This is a genomic window from Jeotgalibacillus sp. S-D1, from assembly GCF_004358665.1.
Classification (GTDB): Bacteria; Bacillota; Bacilli; order Bacillales; family Jeotgalibacillaceae; genus Jeotgalibacillus.
Genome location: NZ_SMZR01000001.1, coordinates 783491 through 800833, shown reverse-complemented (window position 1 = coordinate 800833; position 17343 = coordinate 783491). Strand labels below are relative to the sequence as shown.

The following is a 17343-nucleotide window of genomic DNA, read 5'->3' as shown; positions in this document are numbered from 1 at the left end:
AGCACGAACGCATGTACGTTGTCTGTTACAAACTGGCTACAGATGGAGGAATTGGATGAAGAAGCTGCAAGAGGAAATAATCGAATTTCGTAACAAACGGGGATGGGATGAAGTTCATCAGGAAAAGGATCTGGCATTATCAATTGTGCTGGAATCTTCCGAGCTGCTGGAGCTGTTTCAATGGAAATCAAGCGAAGAAGCCGTCAAACAAAATAAGCAGGAAATGAAAGATGAGATGGCGGACGTGCTGATTTATCTTATTCAGCTGGCATCAAAACTCGAAATTGATCTGGAAGAAGCAGCTAAGAATAAAATGAAGAAAAACGCAATAAAATATCCTGAACCGGCATCCTTAAGATAATAACTTTGCTAAACAAGGCTGTTGATTTCCGAATCAACAGTGTGTAAAACAGATCTAGGATAATAAAAAGGAGTTTGAAAATAGCATGTATATTTTTGTTTACGGCACATTAAGAAAACACGGAAGATATCATTCTATATTGGAACCACAGCCGCTTATTTCTTCACAGGCATGGACTGAAGGGACCATATACGACTCAGGAAAGGGTTATCCCTATTTTGTACAGGAAGAACGGGGAAGAGTTTATGGCGAAGTGTATGAAATTTCTCCTGCCCTTTTAAAGAAACTTGATCATCTTGAATCGTATTCAGGGGATGAATTAAAAGATGAATATCAAAGAAGGTCCATCACCATTCATACCGATCATCTGGGAAAGCTGGAGGTATGGACATATATTAATAAAAAAGACCAGGTTAATGGTCTTGTTCCTCTTGAGTTTGGAGACTGGATCGTCCATCAGGAGCTGGACAGAAAAGTTCACACTTACTTTGCTTATGGATCCTGTATGGATGACGAACGCTTTAAGCTGGCCCAGGTAGACCACCTGTTTATTGACCGGATTGGAGGGGCCATTGTCGATCGTTTGGAAATGAATTATTCATTGTCGGTTCATGACGGAGGCAGGGCCAATATAATCGAAACAGGCAATAAGGGAGAAGGTGTACTGTACCGTGTGAACGAAGAAGCTGTATCGTATTTATTCAACCGGGAGGGTGTTCATAATGGCACCTATCGGCCAGCTTTTGTCGATGTGGAAGTGAACGGTGAAAAATATGAAAAATCGCTCACCTTTATCGTTCTTAACCCGGGAAAAGAATGTGCACCGCCGATGCATTATGCTACAGAAATTATCAGGGGCTCCTATGGAGTTGTCTCAGACGAATATCATAAAAAGTTGATTCGGAATTTAAAGGAAAAATTTAATTTAACTGTACCTGGAGACGAGTAATTTCGTCTCTTTTTTTGTGCCAAAAGGGATTAGAACAGCAATTGGATAATTAATGAAAAATTATATATCTCTATATTTTAAGCTCTCAAGCTCTATATGGCTGAATTACAGCATTTAATCAAATTACTATCCCCTTGATAACGCTTTCACTCCTTTTAACACCATCTAGCTCGCTACCTTCAGATATACCCTTGAAGTCTATTGCCTACATGTTACGATAATTAGCGTGAAAAAAATTGAACGTACAAAACCGAACAACTTAATTCAGAAGGAGATGGAATAACTATGTCAACGAATTTACGAGTAGCTTTTATCGGAGCAGGAAACATGGCAGAAGCCATGATTTCAGGAATCGTCCAAACAGGGACGCTGGCACCTCACCAAATTACAGCAACAAATAGAAGCAACGGCGAGAGGCTGCTGGAACTGCATAACCGATACGGGATACAAGGGATTAGACGAGACAAAGTTCAGCTGTCTTCTTATGATGTCATTTTCATGGCAATGAAACCAAAGGATGCTGAAGCGTGTCTTCTATCCATAAGAGATGAAATAAGACCTGACCAGGTTGTAATGAGTGTGCTTGCAGGCATTTCAACGGATTTTATGGAAAATATTCTGCAGCAAGAACAGCAGGTCATTCGAGTGATGCCGAATACATCGAGCATGCTTAGAGAATCGGCAACTGCAATTTCTCCTGGTCAAAATGTAACGATGAAAAACGTTAAATTAGCAAAAAGCCTTCTGGCTTGTATCGGAGAAGTATATGTGATTGAAGAAAATCAAATGGACCTATTTACAGGTATTGCAGGAAGCGGACCAGCTTACTTCTATTATCTAATGGAGCATATTGAAAAAACAGCATTCGAAAATGGAATGGATATCAAACAGGCACGGGAAATTGGTGCTCAAACCATCCTCGGAGCTGCAAAAATGATGATCGAACGGGATGAAACGCCAACTGAGCTGCGTCAGAATGTAACTTCACCTAATGGAACAACTGCGGCAGGTCTGGAGGCACTGTCAGACAGCGGAGGCGGTACTGCCATTAAAGCGGCAATAGAAGGAGCAATGAACCGTTCTAAAGAAATAACAAAGGATCTGGAGAAAGTACCTGCAGAAGCCTGAAACCCAATAAATAAATTTAAATTCTTATATTAAAAAGCCGACTATTTTTAAAAACTAGGAGTGATAGGATGACATCGGATAATCAAAAAAGAGTTGTAATTAAAATAGGAAGCAGTTCATTAACAAGTCTGTCAGGAGATATCAGCAGAAGAAAAATTCAGCGTTTGACAGACCAGGTAGCGGAATTAAAAGACCAGGGGCATGAAGTCGTACTTGTATCCTCCGGGGCGGTTGCAGCTGGTTATCGTACTTTGGGGTTTGTGAACAGACCAACCTCATTACCGGAAAAACAAGCAGCCGCAGCTGTTGGACAAGGCCGATTGATTGAAACATACTCGGAGCTTTTCTCATCTCACGGCTATGCTGCTTCTCAAATTCTAATTACAAGAAGCGATTTTTCCGATGAAACACGTTATAACAATGTAAGAAATACGATTAACGTGTTGTTAGAACGCGGTATTGTTCCGATTGTTAATGAAAATGACACAGTGACAACGGACCGTCTGAGATTCGGAGATAATGATACACTTTCTGCAAAGGTTGCAGGACTGGTAGCGTCTGATCAGCTGATTATCTTATCTGATATTGATGGGCTGTATAGTGCTGATCCAAGAAAAGATCCTTCAGCAGAGCTTTTAAAGGAAGTAGCGGAAATAACACCGGACATAGAAGAAATGGCCGGAGAGCCCGGATCTGCTGTAGGAACCGGCGGAATGCGCTCGAAAATCGATGCGTTTAAAATATCAATGGCTTCAGGTATACCATCATTTCTTGGTAAATCAGGAGTGAAAAATATTCTAATTGATGCTGTAAATGAAGAGGCAAGAGGAACTTATTTTGATGTGAAGGAACCAGAGCAGAATCTTGATCACTATCGTCAGTGGATTGCATTTAATTCTGGACCAGAAGGTGAAATTCTGATTGAAGATAATGCAAAAGAATCCATTGTAAACGAAAAAGGAAGCTTACTGCCGAGCCAAATCTATCAAATAAACGGTTATTTTAAAAAAGGCTCTGTAGTGCGGATTCTTGATCTGAACAACAAAAAACTAGGTCTTGGTGTCGTAAACTATTCATCTGTAGACCTGGAGAAAATTCAGCTTAAAAATGAAGAAACTGAAGATTCTCAGGAAGCAGCCATGCATAATGATTCATTTGTGTGTGAGCTTGAAGTTGCGATCCCAATCGGAGTTTAATCACAAATTAAAAAATAAATTCTTGAAAGGAGTGGTTGGATGACAACCGTCATTGAACCCGTAGATGTAAAACAGCAGGCAATTCTCGCTCAAAAAGCTTCAAAAGAACTAGGTCTTTTATCCACTGAAGAAAAAAATGCTGCTCTTCACACACTAGCAGATGCACTGGATCTGAATGTTAAAAGCATTTTGAAGGCAAACAAACAGGATTTAGACAGCGGCCGCAAATCCGGTTATGACGATGCATACATGGACCGCCTTTCATTAAGTGAAGAACGCATAAAAGAATTTGCAGAGGGATTGCGCCAAGTAGCAAAGCTGGATGACCCAACTGGTGAAATTGACTCTCAGTGGACACTTGATAATGGTTTGGATGTTCAAACTGTCCGCGTGCCTCTCGGTGTAATCGGAATGATTTATGAAGCACGTCCAAATGTTACAGCCGATGCAACAGGGCTGGCATTAAAGTCAGGTAATGCAATCGTGTTAAAAGGTGGTTCTTCAGCCATTCATTCAAATCGTGCAATTGTGAAAGTAATGAAAGGAGCATTGGTATCAACTGCTATCTCTGCAGATGCGGTACAGTTTGTAGACAGCACTGACCGGGCAGCCACTGAGAAGCTTTTTACCATGAAAGAGCATATTGATGTGTTAATCCCCCGCGGAGGAGGAAAATTAATCCAGGCTGTTGTAAATAATGCCACAGTGCCTGTACTTGAAACGGGTGTTGGCAACTGTCATATTTATATCGATAAGGATGCTGACCCTGAAAAAGCGATCAATATCTTCATTAATGCCAAAACAGACCGTCCAGCAGTTTGTAATGCAGCAGAGACGCTGATTGTGCATGAATCATTTCTTGCTTTGCATAAAGACAAATTGATCGACGCAGTTAAGCAGAACAATATAGGGGTATATGGGGATGAAAAAGCACTTTCAGTATTCCCTAATGCTGTTCCTGCACAGGAAGAACATTGGAAAAATGAATTCTTAAGCCTGGATGTGGCGATAAAAGTTACTCCATCTATTGATGAAGCTATCTCTCATATCGACCAGTATGGTACAAAACATTCAGAAGCGATTGTAACAGAGGACGCTGATGTTGCTAAACGGTTTAAAGGTCTGGTGGATGCAGCAGCAATTTATCATAATGCTTCAACTCGTTTCACTGATGGCAGTGCTTTGGGATTTGGAGCTGAGATTGGAATTTCAACACAAAAACTTCATGCCAGAGGCCCAATGGGCTTGCCTGCACTGACGACAATAAAGTATGTCATGAGTGGAAATGGCCAAATCCGGTAATATGGCAAACAAAAAAGACAGCTGAGGAGCTGTCTTTTTTGTTTGGAATTTAATTCCTATCAAGTGATATAGATGCTGGTGCAGGTTCTTCGGGAGGCAAATCCAGCTTTTTCCCAGTAATCGCATACTTAATATCGAAGAATTTCTTTGTTAATTTTGGTAATGGACCATCAAATAATTTCTCTCTCCAATAGACATCCGCAGCTCTCTGCAAAGCTCCTGCTTTGGTAGGGTAAGAATAAATCATGCGGGAAAGACTGCCGATTTTCTTTTTGTTTTTCATGGCGAAAACAACTATTTGCATCCACTCTCCTGCCTCCAAACCAGCTGCATGTGCACCCAGGATGGTGCCCCTTTTATCGGTGATGATTTTGACGAAGCCTCTGGTTTCATGTGAGGTAATAAAGCGGTCCACTTCTTCCAGATGAGCTCTGTAAACCCGATAAGAAGTTCCGGCTTCTTTTACCTGCTTTTCTGTTTTGCCGACATGAAAAACTTCTGGTGAAGTAAATGTCACCCATGGGGTAAATTCATGATTTAAGGTGTTTTTTAATCCAAATAACACATTTGATATAACAGTTTTTGCTTCTTCACCGGCTGCATGGGTAAAGGGGAGCGTGTTAATGGCGTCCCCAACAGCAAATATATGCGGCTGTGAGGAACGAAACGAATCATCAATTTCAATAAAGTCTTTTACAGTAGCCACACCCGCTTGAGAAAGCTTAAGAGAGGAGGTATTCGGTTTTCTTCCCGCAGAAACAAGCAGCTGATCGACCGTATACTCTTTTTCTTCTCCATTTCGCAAAGCAATATGAACTTTAATTTTACCCTCGGTATTTTCTACTTTTGTTACGCTTGAATATAACTCAATATTTATTTCTTCTTTTAGAAGATTGTACATAAAAGTGGATATATCGTGATCCTCTTTGGCAAACAGTTGATCAGACCCTTCAAATACAGTTACTTTAGTTCCCATTCTGGCAAATGCCTGAGCCATCTCGAGACCAATCGTTCCTCCTCCGATAACACCCAATTCTTTTGGCAGTTCCTCAAGATCAAAGATGGTTTCATTCGTTACATATCGAATTTGTTCAATTCCTTCGATAGAGGAGGGAACAACTGGAGAGGAGCCTGTCGCAATGATTACCTTCTCGGCCCAGATGATCTGCTTATCCCCAATGCTTATTTCGTTTGGCGATTGAAAATGGGCAGCTCCAAAAAAGAGATCAACACCTAAATCGGTGAACCGCTTGTTCCCGTCATGCTCCTGGATAACAGATTGAGCGGATTTTACATGCTCTTTTACCTTGTTAAACTCAAGTTTTCCTGATAATGAAAATCCGAATATTTCAGCGGAATTTTTCATTGTATAAATTCTGTTTGCTGCATCAATAAGCGATTTTGAAGGCACACAACCATAATGCAGACAATCTCCGCCTAATGAATTTTTTTTCTCAATAAGAGCCGTTTTAGCTCCCAGATTAGCTGCACCGGCAGCAGCGGTCATACCGGCAGAACCGCCGCCAATCACAACAACTTGATATCGTTCCATCTTATTTACCCTCCTTGTATTCATCAGAAATCTGCTCCATCCGCTTCCGGTTAACCCCGAAGTCATAATGGCCTGTCCTTGAAGCAGATCGAAAATGAACAAGGTTGGTCTGTTCATCAAATAGAAATTCTACATCATCCTTAAATTTAAAGAATTTCGATTTCACTATTGCATGTAAATAGTCTGCGGAATCTGTTTTAATCTCCACCCTGTTTAATGAGAGGAGGATGCGTTTAATTCGTTCCTGAGATTCTTGCATGCCGCCCTTAAAAGGCACTGGTTGCATTTTTTTATCGTGTTGATCTGTCTGCGTTGACACGCAGTTTGGTTTTTTTGGCAGCGGAAGAAGCTGCCCATTTCGTATACGGTTTTTTTTACCCATAACGCACCTCTTTTTTCTATTATGTATGTACTTATATTTTTTCAAGCGGCTTTACATAAGGGAAAAACACATACCCCCATTGCTGAACAACCGGCAAATTACCGATGGAATGGACTGTGCCTCTTAAATGTTTTGGAATGGAAAACTGACAGTGATATTCACCTTCAGTATCTTCCACATAAAAATGGTACTGAAGATCTTCTTCAAACCCTGATTTTTCTACCTGTTCAATTTCGACTACTTGTTCAGGTTCCAAATCGCCTATATGTTTCTCTTTTGAAAAGGCGGTTGAAGTAGTGCCATTAATATTACCGGTTCCTGCAGTTGTGTAACGTAAATTTTTGATCGTCCTCTTTGTTTGATTAACAAAGCATATACTATACTGGCAGCTTTCAGCATCAAATTGACGTGCATTAAGTACTGTAAGGAACCAGGGGGATTGAATTTTCATAATAAAGTACTCCTTTAATAATAATTTAAAATAATCTCCAATGTGTCCCTATACCCTTTATGAGCCTCTGAATAAACCGAATAAAGGCAAAAACTCTTCCTAAATTAATAGAAAGAGTTCAATTTATTTTATTTACTGTTATTGTTTAATAAAAGTAATCAAAATAGACTGTAATAACAATTAACAGGGATAAAAGCGTATACGTAAAACAGGCATTTAGGATAATATTAGGATATATAAGTATTCGCTGTTCAGTAAGCTGTACGGTTTCCATGCTGTTTACAGTACCAGTGCGGTTGGCCTTTGCAAAGTTGCCGGGAGAGGTGAAGGACCTTACCAATACGATAGCTGCAATACCCGCCGCTACTGAGATATCAATAAAAGGCACGTTAAAAGCAAGCATTAGCAGAAGATTAACTCCTGCCAGAAGGATAATAGTTCCTCCAAAATTCAGGAATTTAATAATGTCGTACACAACCTTTCCTATCTGTAGATCATTTTTATTTTGCCATACTATAGCGGAAGTATCTAGATAATTCGAATTGGGGTAGATCATATGCTGAAATTAATTATTAAGGGTGTACAGCCTTATTCACAATATGAAGCTTCTTTATCTAAAAGAGGAATAAAATCAGCATGCGGACCAACTGCTATCGCCACAATCATTAATTATTATTTTCCCACCGACAGCAAACCTCCGCTGTGGATCAGGCGGTGGTACACTGAATCAAAGACAGGCTGGTTTGGACTATCTGCCGGCAGGCTTGCCCGCACGCTTGACCGTTATGGCACATCCAGGAAAATAACAAAAGTGCAAATGTGGGAGTATTATATGGAAGAAATCGATCATCAGCGTCCGGTAGCAATAAAATTCGATCAGTGGTCTACTTTTAATTGGTTTGGTAATCAATTTCAATATAAATATCACTGGGTAACGGGAATTGGCTACGAAATAAAAGAAAACAGGCGTTACCTAATCGTGCTTGATCATGGCAAAAACAAAAATGCTAAAAAGCGAATCCTTTTTGACAAGAACAGCCCTGTACTCACCATGATTGCTTTTACTCCATTTGCAGACAGATTAACAGATTAGCGTTGTAAACGATTACACTAAAATCGCAAACTATTATTCTGATAAATTCATTAATTTGGGTTGTCACCAGTAGCAGTAATCGTTATAATTGTCCGTATATTAAAAACAATTGTCCTCGTTAAACATACATATCGAGGTGGAAGCAGGTGCCACATGACGAAAAAAGATCTTACGATTGGAATGCTTGGTTTTGGTACAGTAGGAAGCGGAGTTGCAACGATGATCCGCGATAATGAAAAAGAGCTTACTCAGCGTCTTGGAGTAACAGTAAAAATAGGTAAAATAGTCGTACGCGACTTGGATAAAGATAGAGGGACAGACTTTGATGGAGATAAGTTATGTACAAGTGTAAGTGAAGTAATTAATGACCCGTCAATTGACGTCATTGTTGAGGTAATGGGTGGAATTGAAGAAGCCCGGGAAGCAATTGAACAAGCACTTTCTGCTGGAAAACCTGTTATTACAGCAAATAAAGACTTGATGGCCCTGCATGGCCACTCTCTTTTAAGACTAGCGCATGATAATAGCTGTGATTTATATTATGAAGCAAGTGTGGCTGGAGGAATTCCGATTATACGCACGCTGGAAGATGGACTGGCGTCAGACCGAATCTCAGGAATAATGGGAATCGTCAATGGAACCACCAATTACATTTTAACAAAAATGAAAGAAGAAAACTGGTCATACGAAGAAGCTCTGTCGAAAGCGCAGGCACTGGGCTTTGCGGAAAGTGATCCAACTTCAGACGTTGAAGGTCTGGATGCAGCAAGAAAAATGGCGATCCTGGCATCATTGGCATTTTCGATGGAAGTGGAGCTTGAGGATGTCGCCGTCAATGGGATGACAGCTATTACAACAGAAGATCTACAGTTGGCTGAACAATTCGGGTATAGTGTAAAAATGCTTGGTTTTGCCGAAAGAGACCAGGATGGCATTGATGTATCAGTTGAACCTGTGTTTTTGACTTCTTCTCATCCTCTTGCCTCGGTGCGGAATGAATATAATGCCGTATATATTTATGGCGATGCTGTAGGAGAAACAATGTTTTATGGTCCGGGAGCAGGCTCTATGCCAACTGCGACATCAGTCGTATCAGATATTTTAGCTGCCTGTCGAAATCTTCTTTTAGGTGTAGGCGGCATGAGAAGTCACGACGCGATGAACCCACGCTTAATTAAAGGAGAAGCTGAGCAGCACGCACAATTTTTCCACCGGCTGTTAGTAAGAGACGAGATTGGGGTGTTTTCAGAGTTAACCTCAATCTACAGCAGGCATCATGCCAGCCTCGGATCCATTATTCAGCGGCCGGGTGAAAAAGCAGGGGAGGCTGAGGTCATCCTGATCACGCATTCACTATCGAGAAAGAATCATCAGTCCATTATTTCTGACCTGCAATCGTCTGGTTCAGTTAAAGAAATTATTAGTCAATACCGTGTAGAAGGAGGGGTCAGAGCATGAGATGGAGAGGATTAATTAAAGAATATGAAGGGTGGCTTCCCGTAACTGCACAAACACCTGATGTTAGTCTTTTAGAAGGCAATACACCTTTAATTCCGCTTCATCATTTATCTGAAGAATGGGGAATTAATCTCCACGTCAAACTCGAAGGCGCGAATCCCACCGGGTCTTTTAAAGACAGAGGCATGGTAATGGCAGTAGCAAAAGCAAAAGAAGCAGGAAGTAAAGCAATCATATGTGCTTCTACTGGAAATACTTCAGCAGCGGCAGCGGCTTATGGAGCACGGGCTGGACTGCGCACCATTGTAGTCATCCCAGACGGCAGAATTGCCCTTGGTAAACTGGCTCAGGCCAGAATGTACGGGGCTGACATTGTTTCGATTGATGGAAACTTTGACGAAGCATTGACACTTGTCCGTCGAATAAGCGAAGAAGAAGATATCACGCTTGTTAATTCCGTTAATCCATTTAGGCTGGAAGGTCAAAAAACGGCTGCTTTTGAAGTAATTGATCAGCTGGGGAAAGCTCCAGACCTTCTGGCTCTTCCGGTCGGCAATGCAGGAAACATTTCAGCTTATTGGAAGGGCTTCACGGAATACCAGGCGAAAATGGGAGGAGAGCGTCCTGAGCTGCTGGGTGTGCAGGCTGCAGGGGCAGCACCTATTGTCAATAACAAAATTGTAGAGCAGCCGGAGACTGTTGCAACCGCAATTCGAATTGGACACCCTGCCAGCTGGAAATTGGCCCTTGATGCGTTAGAAGAATCCTCGGGTAATATTCTTGCGGTGACAGATGAAGAGATTTTAGAAGCTTATCAGTTAATTGCAAAAAGGGAAGGTGTATTTGCAGAACCAGCTTCCTGCGCACCAATTGCTGGCTTAAAGAAACAAATAGCAGCGGGCTTAATAAAAAAAGGAAGCACAGTGGTGGCGGTATTGACAGGGAATGGACTTAAAGACCCTGAAACTGCGATAAATGTAACTGATCTTGAACCGGTAAAAATTAAAGCCAATATCCATGAGCTTAGAAATGAGTTAAGAGGGGGAGTAAAGCAATGACGTTCACCCCATTTCAAGTTAAAGTCCCGGCTACGACTGCTAACTTGGGTCCGGGGTTTGATTCAATCGGTTTGGCAATTAATTTATATCAGAACGTATATGTGCAGCCTTCATTCAAATGGGAAATAAAATATGAAAATGAATCACATCAGCTACTATCAATCGGTGATGATAATCTTATTATGTCAACCATTAAGAAAGTTGAAGCAATATTCAATAAAACAGCACCTGAAGCTTCTTTGACAGTTCATTCCTCCATACCATTATCGAGAGGGCTTGGAAGCAGTGCTGCTGCAATCGCTGCAGGCATTACCATTGCTGAACAACTGCTTGGACTGGATTTAAGTGATGAAGAAAAAGTGAAAATAGCAAGCGATATTGAGGGCCATCCGGATAATGTTTCTGCAGCTCTTGTAGGAGGATTAACAGTCAGCAGATATGAGGAGCATGAGCTTGACTTTGTTAAGCTGCCTGCTTACTCAACGGGCATATTAATTTTAATTCCAAATCAGGAATTGTCCACTGCTACTGCACGAACGTCAATACCTGCCCAGCTGCCTCATTCATCTGCTTCATCATCAAGCGCAGCCGCCAATGTAATGCTGTCAGCGATCATGACCGGTGATTGGAAGGTGGCGGGAAGGATGATGGAAAAAGATAAATTCCATGAACCATACCGAATCAAGTGGATCCATTCTTTTGAAAAAATCCGGGATTATGCTAAATCACTTGGAGCCTATGGCTGTACAATAAGCGGGGCTGGTCCTTCCATCATTTTGTTTGCTGAAAAAAAAGCAGTGCCGTCTTTACAAACCGAACTCCAAGCTATCTTTCCTGAATATTCATGTATTGAAACAGAGGTGAATACAGAAGGAACGACGGTCACTCCCATCTTTTTAAAGCAAAATCTTCAGCCGCCTATTTAGAATAGGTGGTTTTTCTTTAGTCAAAAAAGGGAAGTACCATACTATTCCAATAAATTATTATGAAGGAATTTGGAGGTTGGCAAGTGAATTGGTCTAAGTTTCAGTTAGGAAAAGCATTAAAAATAACCATTCCATTAGCACTTATTATTATAGGAGGTTTAATTTTTTTTGAGTTTGCTGATGGATTGGTGGAAAACGAGCTTCACGAATTTGATCATTCAATCATTTCAGTGATAGCTCAAGCTGAATCCGAAAACATGACAAAGATCGGGATATTTATAACCAATATGGGCGATGCAGTTACATTAACTGTTTTAACGATTCTATTGTGCGTTTATTTACTTGTTAACAAGCGATATGCGCTGGCTGTTTTTGTAGCATCTGCCAACCTTTTAGGCGGGGCAATCAATTGGATATTAAAAGCTTCTTTTGAGCGGGAGCGGCCCTCGCTTAGAGTATTTATTGAACAGGGAGGTTTTAGTTTCCCAAGCGGCCACGCGATGGGATCGATGATCATGTATGGCTCACTGGCCGTTATTATCGTTATGCTGGTAGACAGGCTCGCAGTCAGTATTTCGTTTTCAATTATCATTGCTGTCATTATTATGTTAATTGGAGTTAGCAGAGTATATCTTGGCGTACATTTTCCATCAGATATTTTTGCTGGCTTTGCAGCGGGAGCAGCATGGCTTACCATGTGTTTTAGTTGTTATCTATTTTATCAAACAAGGAAAAACTAACAATCGAGAACAAGGATTAAAAATACAAAGGAGATGCTTATAATGGAATTTTCAAATCGACAAACGGATGGACAGCCGGCACAACATCAAAACAAACAGCCGGGCGAGACTGCTAAAATGAATCCAGAACCTATTCACAATGATCCGGATTATAAGGGATCCGGTAAATTAGCTGGCAAAGTAGCGCTAATTACAGGCGGAGACAGCGGGATAGGAAAAGCTGCAGCCATCGCATATGCAAAAGAAGGAGCAGATGTTGCAATTGTGTATTTGGAAGAACATGATGATGCAAAAAGCACGAAAGAGGAAATTCAGCAATATGGAGGCAAGTGTGTTCTGCTAACTGGTGATGTAGGAAACGAAGAGTTCTGCAAACTGGCTGTTAAAAGTACTGTGAATGAATTAGGCACACTTGATATATTGGTTAACAATGCTGCAGAACAGCACCCTCAGCAATCGATTGAAGATATTTCGTCTGAACAGCTGGAAAAAACATTCAGAACAAATATTTTCTCTATGTTTCATATGGTAAAAGCTTCGCTGCCTCATTTAAAGAAAGGAAGCACAATTATTAACACAAGCTCTGTGACAGCTTACGATGGCAATGAAACCTTGATTGATTACTCAGCTACTAAAGGAGCAATTACTACATTTACACGTTCTTTGTCAAAATCATTAATTGATAAAGAAATCCGCGTTAATGCTGTTGCACCAGGACCGATTTGGACGCCATTGATCCCATCCACTTTTGGTGCGGATAAAGTCGAAAAGTTTGGCGTCGATACACCGATGAGCAGACCTGGTCAGCCTGCAGAACTGGCTCCGGCCTATGTATTGCTTGCCTCGAATGATTCTTCCTATATGACAGGTCAGACCATTCATATAAACGGTGGAAAATTTGTTACAAATTAAAGATTATTACAAATGACGTAAAAACGTCCCTGCAGGAAAGATGCAGGGACGTTTTCATTTAAGCCATCTATTCAATTTAATTATTTCCCATTACTTTAGGGTTCGTCAACATACTCCCAGCCGTCGTCTCGGTATTCAGCCAATTCCTGCACTTCATCTTCTTTCATGCCAGAGCTAAGAAGTTGATGAGCCTTAACCGTGATTTCAGATTTGTCGTTGTCCTGCTGCAAGTGTGATTCTTCTCGCTCGATCCGGTTCATCCTATCACCTCCAGGAAGATAATAGATACACGCCAATCAGACGATTACCTACATATTATTTTATCACAGTAAAACAAAAATATGCAGAATGAAAATAAATTCATTCTGCATATTTTCTATTTTTTTGTTGCAGATGACTTCTCTGATGAGGAAGTAGACTTGGTTTTGGTTTTATTTTTTTCTTCCTTCATTTCCTGTCCCAAATCTTCGACCGGTACCGGATCAGTCATTTGTTCATCTTCAACTTTGTCTAAAATACTTTCTTTATCACTGTTAATGCGATCTGGCTGTTTTAGCTTTTGAGAAGTCCGATTTGAATTATTCTTAGTCATTTCAATCACTCCTTAGTGTGATATATTCCCATTTTACAGCCGCTTAAACTCAATCTGATCAGGAAGGCAAGTGAATTACTCTACATAGTAGCAACTGCGAATATCAAATTGAAAATTTCCAAAACAAATATGGTTTAATGCATACCAAAAAAGGAAATACACTAATATGAACCAAATAGGAGGTCATTGATTATGGCGTTAAAACGATTTGCACTACTGGGTCTTGGAGCAGCAGGGTATGCTTACTTCAAAAATAAAGACAACCGTGATAAAGCGATGGTTGCATTTAATGATTCTAAAGGAAAAATCAGCGAATTAGCCGGTCAAGCTAAGCAATCGATCAGCGATTATCGCAACAAAAGTGAATCGAAAGAATATAATGTTGAAGACAGTAAAATGATGGAAGAAGGCGCACAAACTTCTGTCCAATATTTTAATGAAAAACAAGAAGACACAGCCGAAAATAAATCATTGTAATTAGTTAAGCAAATAGTTATGAGCAGTTCTGAACTTTCAGAGCTGCTTTTTCTTTTACGTGGATAGCCATGCAGTTTGACAATTACTGTCCAATCTAGTACAATGGTTGTAGGCGCCATTTGCATAAAAATAACGTTTTCACTTAGGTTAAAGCTTGATTATATCTGGGCCTTAACAGTAGGTGATTTATTTTTTGATTTCAGATCAAACAAATGGTCTTGGACCAGGGTTCGTGAAGGGAGACTATCATATGTTTCAACGTAAACCAACAGAAGAGGTTGTTAAAGAAGACACAGCTGTCTGGGAATGTTCATCTGATGAATGCAAAGGGTGGATGAGAGCTAATTTTTCCAGTCATAGCGAAGGATCTCCAACCTGTCCTATTTGCGGAAGCAAAATGGACGAAGGTACACGATTGCTAGAAGTTATTCCAAATCCACGTAAATTTTAATTAGAAACAGTCGTTTCCTTACAAGAGGGAATGACTGTTTTTTATTGAAGATTAGGTAAAGACAGCCTGAGAATGCACAAAGGTACGTACATGTGGTATCATAAGACAATAGAAACTAAATGGATTGAGACAGAGGTTCGCGACCATCCCTCTATAAAAAACTAGGGACTATTAACAGGGCAGCCTGTTTTTTTAGTGCTTACATTTCGTGAACACTCTTTCTTCTTTCAAACGGCATAAACCGTATAAGGAGAGGAGATTTTTTTATGGACAAAAATAAAAAGGCATTAGTTGTTTTTAGCGGGGGCCAGGACAGTACAACCTGCCTGTTCTGGGCTTTACGGAAATTTGATGACGTAGAAGTGGTAACCTTTGAATATGGTCAGCGCCACATTAAGGAAATTGAAGTTGCAAAGACTATTGCCAAAGATCTTGGTGTTAATCAGCATGTTTTAGATATGAGTCTTTTAAACCAGTTGGCTCCATCGGCACTTACGAGAAATGATCAGGAAATTAAACAAAAAGAAGGAGACCTTCCTTCTACATTTGTACCCGGAAGAAATCTGCTTTTTATGTCATTCGCTGCAGTGTTAGCAAAGCAGATCGAAGCACGCCATTTAATTACCGGTGTTTGTGAAACGGATTTTAGCGGATACCCTGATTGCCGGGATGTCTTTATGAAATCATTAAATGTGACAATTAATTTATCAATGGAAGAAGACTTTGTCATTCATACACCATTGATGTGGCTAGATAAAGCTGAAACATGGGAATTGGCAGATAAACTGGAAGCATTTGATTATGTCCAAAAAAACACATTAACTTGTTATAACGGCATCCAGGGTGAGGGCTGCGGCACCTGCCCTGCATGTGAATTGCGCAACAGAGGAATGAAGATCTATTTAGAAAAAAGGGAGGCGAATACAGATGATACAGCAAATCTATCCCGCTCCCACACATGAATATTCCTATGAATTAAACAAAGATTTCCACTTTGCTGCGGCCCATTCAATTCCTGACGACGAGGCTGGCAAATGCCGGTATGTACATGGACATACCTACTATGCCAATATTACTGTTGCAGGAGATGAATTAAATTCTTCTGGCTTTCTTGTAAACTTTAAGACGATAAAGGAACTGCTTCATGATCGGTTTGATCACGGGGTTTTAAATGACGATGAACGGTTTTCCCATGAAGAAAGCAATCGGTTTCCAACTACAGAAGTGGTAGCAAGAGTCATGTATGAAATCATTCAGGAGCATTTGGACTTAACAGCTAATAAACCGACGTGCTTGCAAATTTTCCTGAGGGAAACGCCTACCAGCTATGTTATTTATCGTCCTAAAAATGGAGGAACGTCATGAAACAGGTAACGCGAGAAAAGAAAATTCCTGTGATGGAGATTTTTGGCCCAACGGTTCAGGGCGAGGGAATGGTCATAGGCCAAAAGACCATGTTCATTCGGACTGCAGGCTGTGATTACAGCTGTGCCTGGTGTGATTCAGCTTTTACATGGGATGGCACGGCAAAAGATGAAATACGGCAATTAACCGTTTCCGCTATATTACAAGAGCTTATCGAAACGGGCGGCGAATCTTTTTCTCACGTAACGATTTCCGGGGGAAACCCTGCATTAATCCGTCACATAGGACTGTTAATAGATGCCTTGCATGATAAAAAGATTGATGTGGCTCTGGAAACACAGGGAAGTTTATGGCAGGACTGGTTCCTGAATATTGATGAGTTAACATTGTCACCCAAACCGCCAAGTTCTAAAATGAAGCCTAATATGGGTATTTTAGACGACATCATCGATCGTCTCTCAGAGGCATCGTCAAACTTTTCATTAAAAGTTGTCATATTTGATGAAGAGGATCTTAATTTTGCTCAAATGCTGCATGAACGCTATCCCCAGGCTCCTTTTTATATCCAAACAGGGAATGACCAGGTACAGGAAGCGGACAATCAACGACTGGTTACTGATTTGATCAACAGATATGAATGGCTGATTGACCGGGTTATGGAGCGCCCGGCATTAAATCGGGTTCGCGTACTGCCCCAGCTTCATACTTTTGTTTGGGGTAATAAGCGCGGCGTATAATGAATGATTAGGAGGGTGATGTGTCAATGCTGGCTGGCTTAGCACTTACCGTTCTTGCCTTACTGTCATTATGGTGGCAATTAAAGAAAAAAAATGAAGATCGAAATGTCATTATTTTATTTTTTTCCTTTGCAACGGGATTAGTTGGGCTTTGGATGATCTTTGATTGGATTATTTTAAAAACCTGGCTGTAAGACAAAAAATAGCGATAAA

Annotated in this window: 23 protein-coding genes and 1 riboswitch; of the genes, 17 read left to right on the top strand and 6 right to left on the bottom strand. The window is 40.6% G+C overall.

What is annotated here, in order from left to right; genetic code table 11:
• Window positions 1-55: 55 nt before the first annotated feature.
• From E2R51_RS04140 to E2R51_RS04120, 5 genes are all read left to right on the top strand, one after another.
• The gene (locus E2R51_RS04140) at window positions 56-361 is read left to right on the top strand and encodes a nucleotide pyrophosphohydrolase (RefSeq protein WP_133375758.1); all 306 of its coding nucleotides are present in this window, start codon (window positions 56-58) and stop codon (window positions 359-361) included.
• Between the two features lie 85 nt (window positions 362-446).
• Window positions 447-1310, top strand: a complete 864-nt coding sequence (locus tag E2R51_RS04135; protein WP_133375757.1) for a gamma-glutamylcyclotransferase family protein — start codon at window positions 447-449, stop codon at window positions 1308-1310.
• Between the two features lie 285 nt (window positions 1311-1595).
• Window positions 1596-2438, top strand: a complete 843-nt coding sequence (proC, locus tag E2R51_RS04130; RefSeq protein ID WP_133375756.1) for a pyrroline-5-carboxylate reductase — start codon at window positions 1596-1598, stop codon at window positions 2436-2438.
• A gap of 68 nt (window positions 2439-2506) precedes the next feature.
• Window positions 2507-3634: a glutamate 5-kinase gene (proB, locus tag E2R51_RS04125; RefSeq protein ID WP_133375755.1), complete on the top strand. Its 1128-nt coding sequence runs from the start codon at window positions 2507-2509 to the stop codon at window positions 3632-3634.
• 39 nt (window positions 3635-3673) lie between these two features.
• Window positions 3674-4936: a glutamate-5-semialdehyde dehydrogenase gene (locus tag E2R51_RS04120; RefSeq protein WP_133375754.1), complete on the top strand. Its 1263-nt coding sequence runs from the start codon at window positions 3674-3676 to the stop codon at window positions 4934-4936.
• 49 nt (window positions 4937-4985) lie between these two features.
• On the opposite strand, the gene E2R51_RS04115 is transcribed toward E2R51_RS04120, so the two are convergent.
• The 4 genes from E2R51_RS04115 to E2R51_RS04100 form a co-directional block, all read right to left on the bottom strand.
• The gene (locus tag E2R51_RS04115) at window positions 4986-6488 is read right to left on the bottom strand and encodes a dihydrolipoyl dehydrogenase family protein (protein WP_133375753.1); all 1503 of its coding nucleotides are present in this window, start codon (window positions 6486-6488) and stop codon (window positions 4986-4988) included.
• Between the two features lies 1 nt (window position 6489).
• Window positions 6490-6870: a DUF1499 domain-containing protein gene (locus E2R51_RS04110; protein ID WP_133375752.1), complete on the bottom strand. Its 381-nt coding sequence runs from the start codon at window positions 6868-6870 to the stop codon at window positions 6490-6492.
• A 31-nt stretch (window positions 6871-6901) separates the two neighbouring features.
• The gene (locus E2R51_RS04105; RefSeq protein ID WP_133375751.1) at window positions 6902-7321 is read right to left on the bottom strand and encodes a hypothetical protein; all 420 of its coding nucleotides are present in this window, start codon (window positions 7319-7321) and stop codon (window positions 6902-6904) included.
• Between the two features lie 145 nt (window positions 7322-7466).
• Window positions 7467-7796 carry a hypothetical protein gene (locus tag E2R51_RS04100; protein WP_133375750.1) on the bottom strand — a complete coding sequence of 110 codons (330 nt, stop codon included), beginning with the start codon at window positions 7794-7796 and terminating at the stop codon, window positions 7467-7469.
• A gap of 81 nt (window positions 7797-7877) precedes the next feature.
• Here E2R51_RS04100 and E2R51_RS04095 point away from each other — a divergent pair, with 81 nt between their 5' ends.
• The 6 genes from E2R51_RS04095 (at window position 7878) to E2R51_RS04070 (ending at window position 13508) form a co-directional block, all read left to right on the top strand.
• The gene (locus E2R51_RS04095) at window positions 7878-8414 is read left to right on the top strand and encodes a C39 family peptidase (protein WP_133375749.1); all 537 of its coding nucleotides are present in this window, start codon (window positions 7878-7880) and stop codon (window positions 8412-8414) included.
• A gap of 153 nt (window positions 8415-8567) precedes the next feature.
• On the top strand, window positions 8568-9872 hold the full coding sequence (locus E2R51_RS04090; protein WP_133375748.1) for a homoserine dehydrogenase: 1305 nt from the start codon (window positions 8568-8570) through the stop codon (window positions 9870-9872).
• A complete protein-coding gene (gene thrC, locus E2R51_RS04085) occupies window positions 9869-10930 on the top strand; it encodes a threonine synthase (RefSeq protein WP_133375747.1) in 1062 nt (353 codons plus the stop codon). Before E2R51_RS04090 ends, thrC begins: the two co-directional genes overlap by 4 nt.
• Window positions 10927-11856, top strand: coding sequence for a homoserine kinase (thrB, locus tag E2R51_RS04080; RefSeq protein WP_133375746.1), 930 nt, complete (start codon window positions 10927-10929; stop codon window positions 11854-11856). Before thrC ends, thrB begins: the two co-directional genes overlap by 4 nt.
• A gap of 83 nt (window positions 11857-11939) precedes the next feature.
• Window positions 11940-12596 carry a phosphatase PAP2 family protein gene (locus tag E2R51_RS04075; RefSeq protein WP_165967135.1) on the top strand — a complete coding sequence of 219 codons (657 nt, stop codon included), beginning with the start codon at window positions 11940-11942 and terminating at the stop codon, window positions 12594-12596.
• Window positions 12597-12638: 42 nt separating this feature from the next.
• Window positions 12639-13508 carry an SDR family oxidoreductase gene (locus tag E2R51_RS04070; RefSeq protein WP_133375744.1) on the top strand — a complete coding sequence of 290 codons (870 nt, stop codon included), beginning with the start codon at window positions 12639-12641 and terminating at the stop codon, window positions 13506-13508.
• Between the two features lie 95 nt (window positions 13509-13603).
• Here E2R51_RS04070 and E2R51_RS19730 read toward each other — a convergent pair whose 3' ends face one another.
• Both E2R51_RS19730 and E2R51_RS04065 read right to left on the bottom strand, forming a co-directional pair.
• Window positions 13604-13768 carry a hypothetical protein gene (locus E2R51_RS19730; protein ID WP_165967134.1) on the bottom strand — a complete coding sequence of 55 codons (165 nt, stop codon included), beginning with the start codon at window positions 13766-13768 and terminating at the stop codon, window positions 13604-13606.
• A gap of 116 nt (window positions 13769-13884) precedes the next feature.
• Complete coding sequence (locus E2R51_RS04065) at window positions 13885-14100, bottom strand: hypothetical protein (protein WP_133375743.1); 216 nt, start codon at window positions 14098-14100, stop codon at window positions 13885-13887.
• Window positions 14101-14292: 192 nt separating this feature from the next.
• Here E2R51_RS04065 and E2R51_RS04060 point away from each other — a divergent pair, with 192 nt between their 5' ends.
• The 6 genes from E2R51_RS04060 (at window position 14293) to E2R51_RS19725 (ending at window position 17324) form a co-directional block, all read left to right on the top strand.
• Entirely contained in the window at window positions 14293-14577 is a 285-nt protein-coding gene (locus E2R51_RS04060; RefSeq protein WP_133375742.1) for a hypothetical protein, read from the top strand.
• Between the two features lie 193 nt (window positions 14578-14770).
• On the top strand, window positions 14771-15028 hold the full coding sequence (locus tag E2R51_RS04055; RefSeq protein ID WP_306462110.1) for a cold-shock protein: 258 nt from the start codon (window positions 14771-14773) through the stop codon (window positions 15026-15028).
• A gap of 126 nt (window positions 15029-15154) precedes the next feature.
• Window positions 15155-15199: riboswitch (PreQ1 riboswitch) on the top strand.
• 95 nt (window positions 15200-15294) lie between these two features.
• Window positions 15295-15990, top strand: a complete 696-nt coding sequence (queC, locus tag E2R51_RS04050; RefSeq protein WP_133375741.1) for a 7-cyano-7-deazaguanine synthase QueC — start codon at window positions 15295-15297, stop codon at window positions 15988-15990.
• Window positions 15956-16393: a 6-carboxytetrahydropterin synthase QueD gene (gene queD, locus E2R51_RS04045; protein WP_133375740.1), complete on the top strand. Its 438-nt coding sequence runs from the start codon at window positions 15956-15958 to the stop codon at window positions 16391-16393. Before queC ends, queD begins: the two co-directional genes overlap by 35 nt.
• The gene (gene queE / locus E2R51_RS04040) at window positions 16390-17130 is read left to right on the top strand and encodes a 7-carboxy-7-deazaguanine synthase QueE (protein ID WP_133375739.1); all 741 of its coding nucleotides are present in this window, start codon (window positions 16390-16392) and stop codon (window positions 17128-17130) included. Before queD ends, queE begins: the two co-directional genes overlap by 4 nt.
• A 20-nt stretch (window positions 17131-17150) precedes the next feature.
• Window positions 17151-17324 carry a hypothetical protein gene (locus E2R51_RS19725; protein WP_165967133.1) on the top strand — a complete coding sequence of 58 codons (174 nt, stop codon included), beginning with the start codon at window positions 17151-17153 and terminating at the stop codon, window positions 17322-17324.
• Window positions 17325-17343: the final 19 nt, after the last annotated feature.

Bases quoted from the DNA above. Each gene is read 5' to 3' on its own strand.
- E2R51_RS04140 (WP_133375758.1), top strand. From the start codon at position 56: ATGAAGAAGCTGCAAGAGGAAATAATCGAATTTCGTAACAAACGGGGA.
- E2R51_RS04135 (WP_133375757.1), top strand. From the start codon at position 447: ATGTATATTTTTGTTTACGGCACATTAAGAAAACACGGAAGATATCAT.
- proC (WP_133375756.1), top strand. From the start codon at position 1,596: ATGTCAACGAATTTACGAGTAGCTTTTATCGGAGCAGGAAACATGGCA.
- proB (WP_133375755.1), top strand. From the start codon at position 2,507: ATGACATCGGATAATCAAAAAAGAGTTGTAATTAAAATAGGAAGCAGT.
- E2R51_RS04120 (WP_133375754.1), top strand. From the start codon at position 3,674: ATGACAACCGTCATTGAACCCGTAGATGTAAAACAGCAGGCAATTCTC.
- E2R51_RS04115 (WP_133375753.1), bottom strand. From the start codon at position 6,488: ATGGAACGATATCAAGTTGTTGTGATTGGCGGCGGTTCTGCCGGTATG.
- E2R51_RS04110 (WP_133375752.1), bottom strand. From the start codon at position 6,870: ATGGGTAAAAAAAACCGTATACGAAATGGGCAGCTTCTTCCGCTGCCA.
- E2R51_RS04105 (WP_133375751.1), bottom strand. From the start codon at position 7,321: ATGAAAATTCAATCCCCCTGGTTCCTTACAGTACTTAATGCACGTCAA.
- E2R51_RS04095 (WP_133375749.1), top strand. From the start codon at position 7,878: ATGCTGAAATTAATTATTAAGGGTGTACAGCCTTATTCACAATATGAA.
- E2R51_RS04090 (WP_133375748.1), top strand. From the start codon at position 8,568: ATGACGAAAAAAGATCTTACGATTGGAATGCTTGGTTTTGGTACAGTA.
- thrC (WP_133375747.1), top strand. From the start codon at position 9,869: ATGAGATGGAGAGGATTAATTAAAGAATATGAAGGGTGGCTTCCCGTA.
- thrB (WP_133375746.1), top strand. From the start codon at position 10,927: ATGACGTTCACCCCATTTCAAGTTAAAGTCCCGGCTACGACTGCTAAC.
- E2R51_RS04070 (WP_133375744.1), top strand. From the start codon at position 12,639: ATGGAATTTTCAAATCGACAAACGGATGGACAGCCGGCACAACATCAA.
- E2R51_RS19730 (WP_165967134.1), bottom strand. From the start codon at position 13,768: ATGAACCGGATCGAGCGAGAAGAATCACACTTGCAGCAGGACAACGAC.
- E2R51_RS04065 (WP_133375743.1), bottom strand. From the start codon at position 14,100: ATGACTAAGAATAATTCAAATCGGACTTCTCAAAAGCTAAAACAGCCA.
- E2R51_RS04060 (WP_133375742.1), top strand. From the start codon at position 14,293: ATGGCGTTAAAACGATTTGCACTACTGGGTCTTGGAGCAGCAGGGTAT.
- queC (WP_133375741.1), top strand. From the start codon at position 15,295: ATGGACAAAAATAAAAAGGCATTAGTTGTTTTTAGCGGGGGCCAGGAC.
- queD (WP_133375740.1), top strand. From the start codon at position 15,956: ATGATACAGCAAATCTATCCCGCTCCCACACATGAATATTCCTATGAA.
- queE (WP_133375739.1), top strand. From the start codon at position 16,390: ATGAAACAGGTAACGCGAGAAAAGAAAATTCCTGTGATGGAGATTTTT.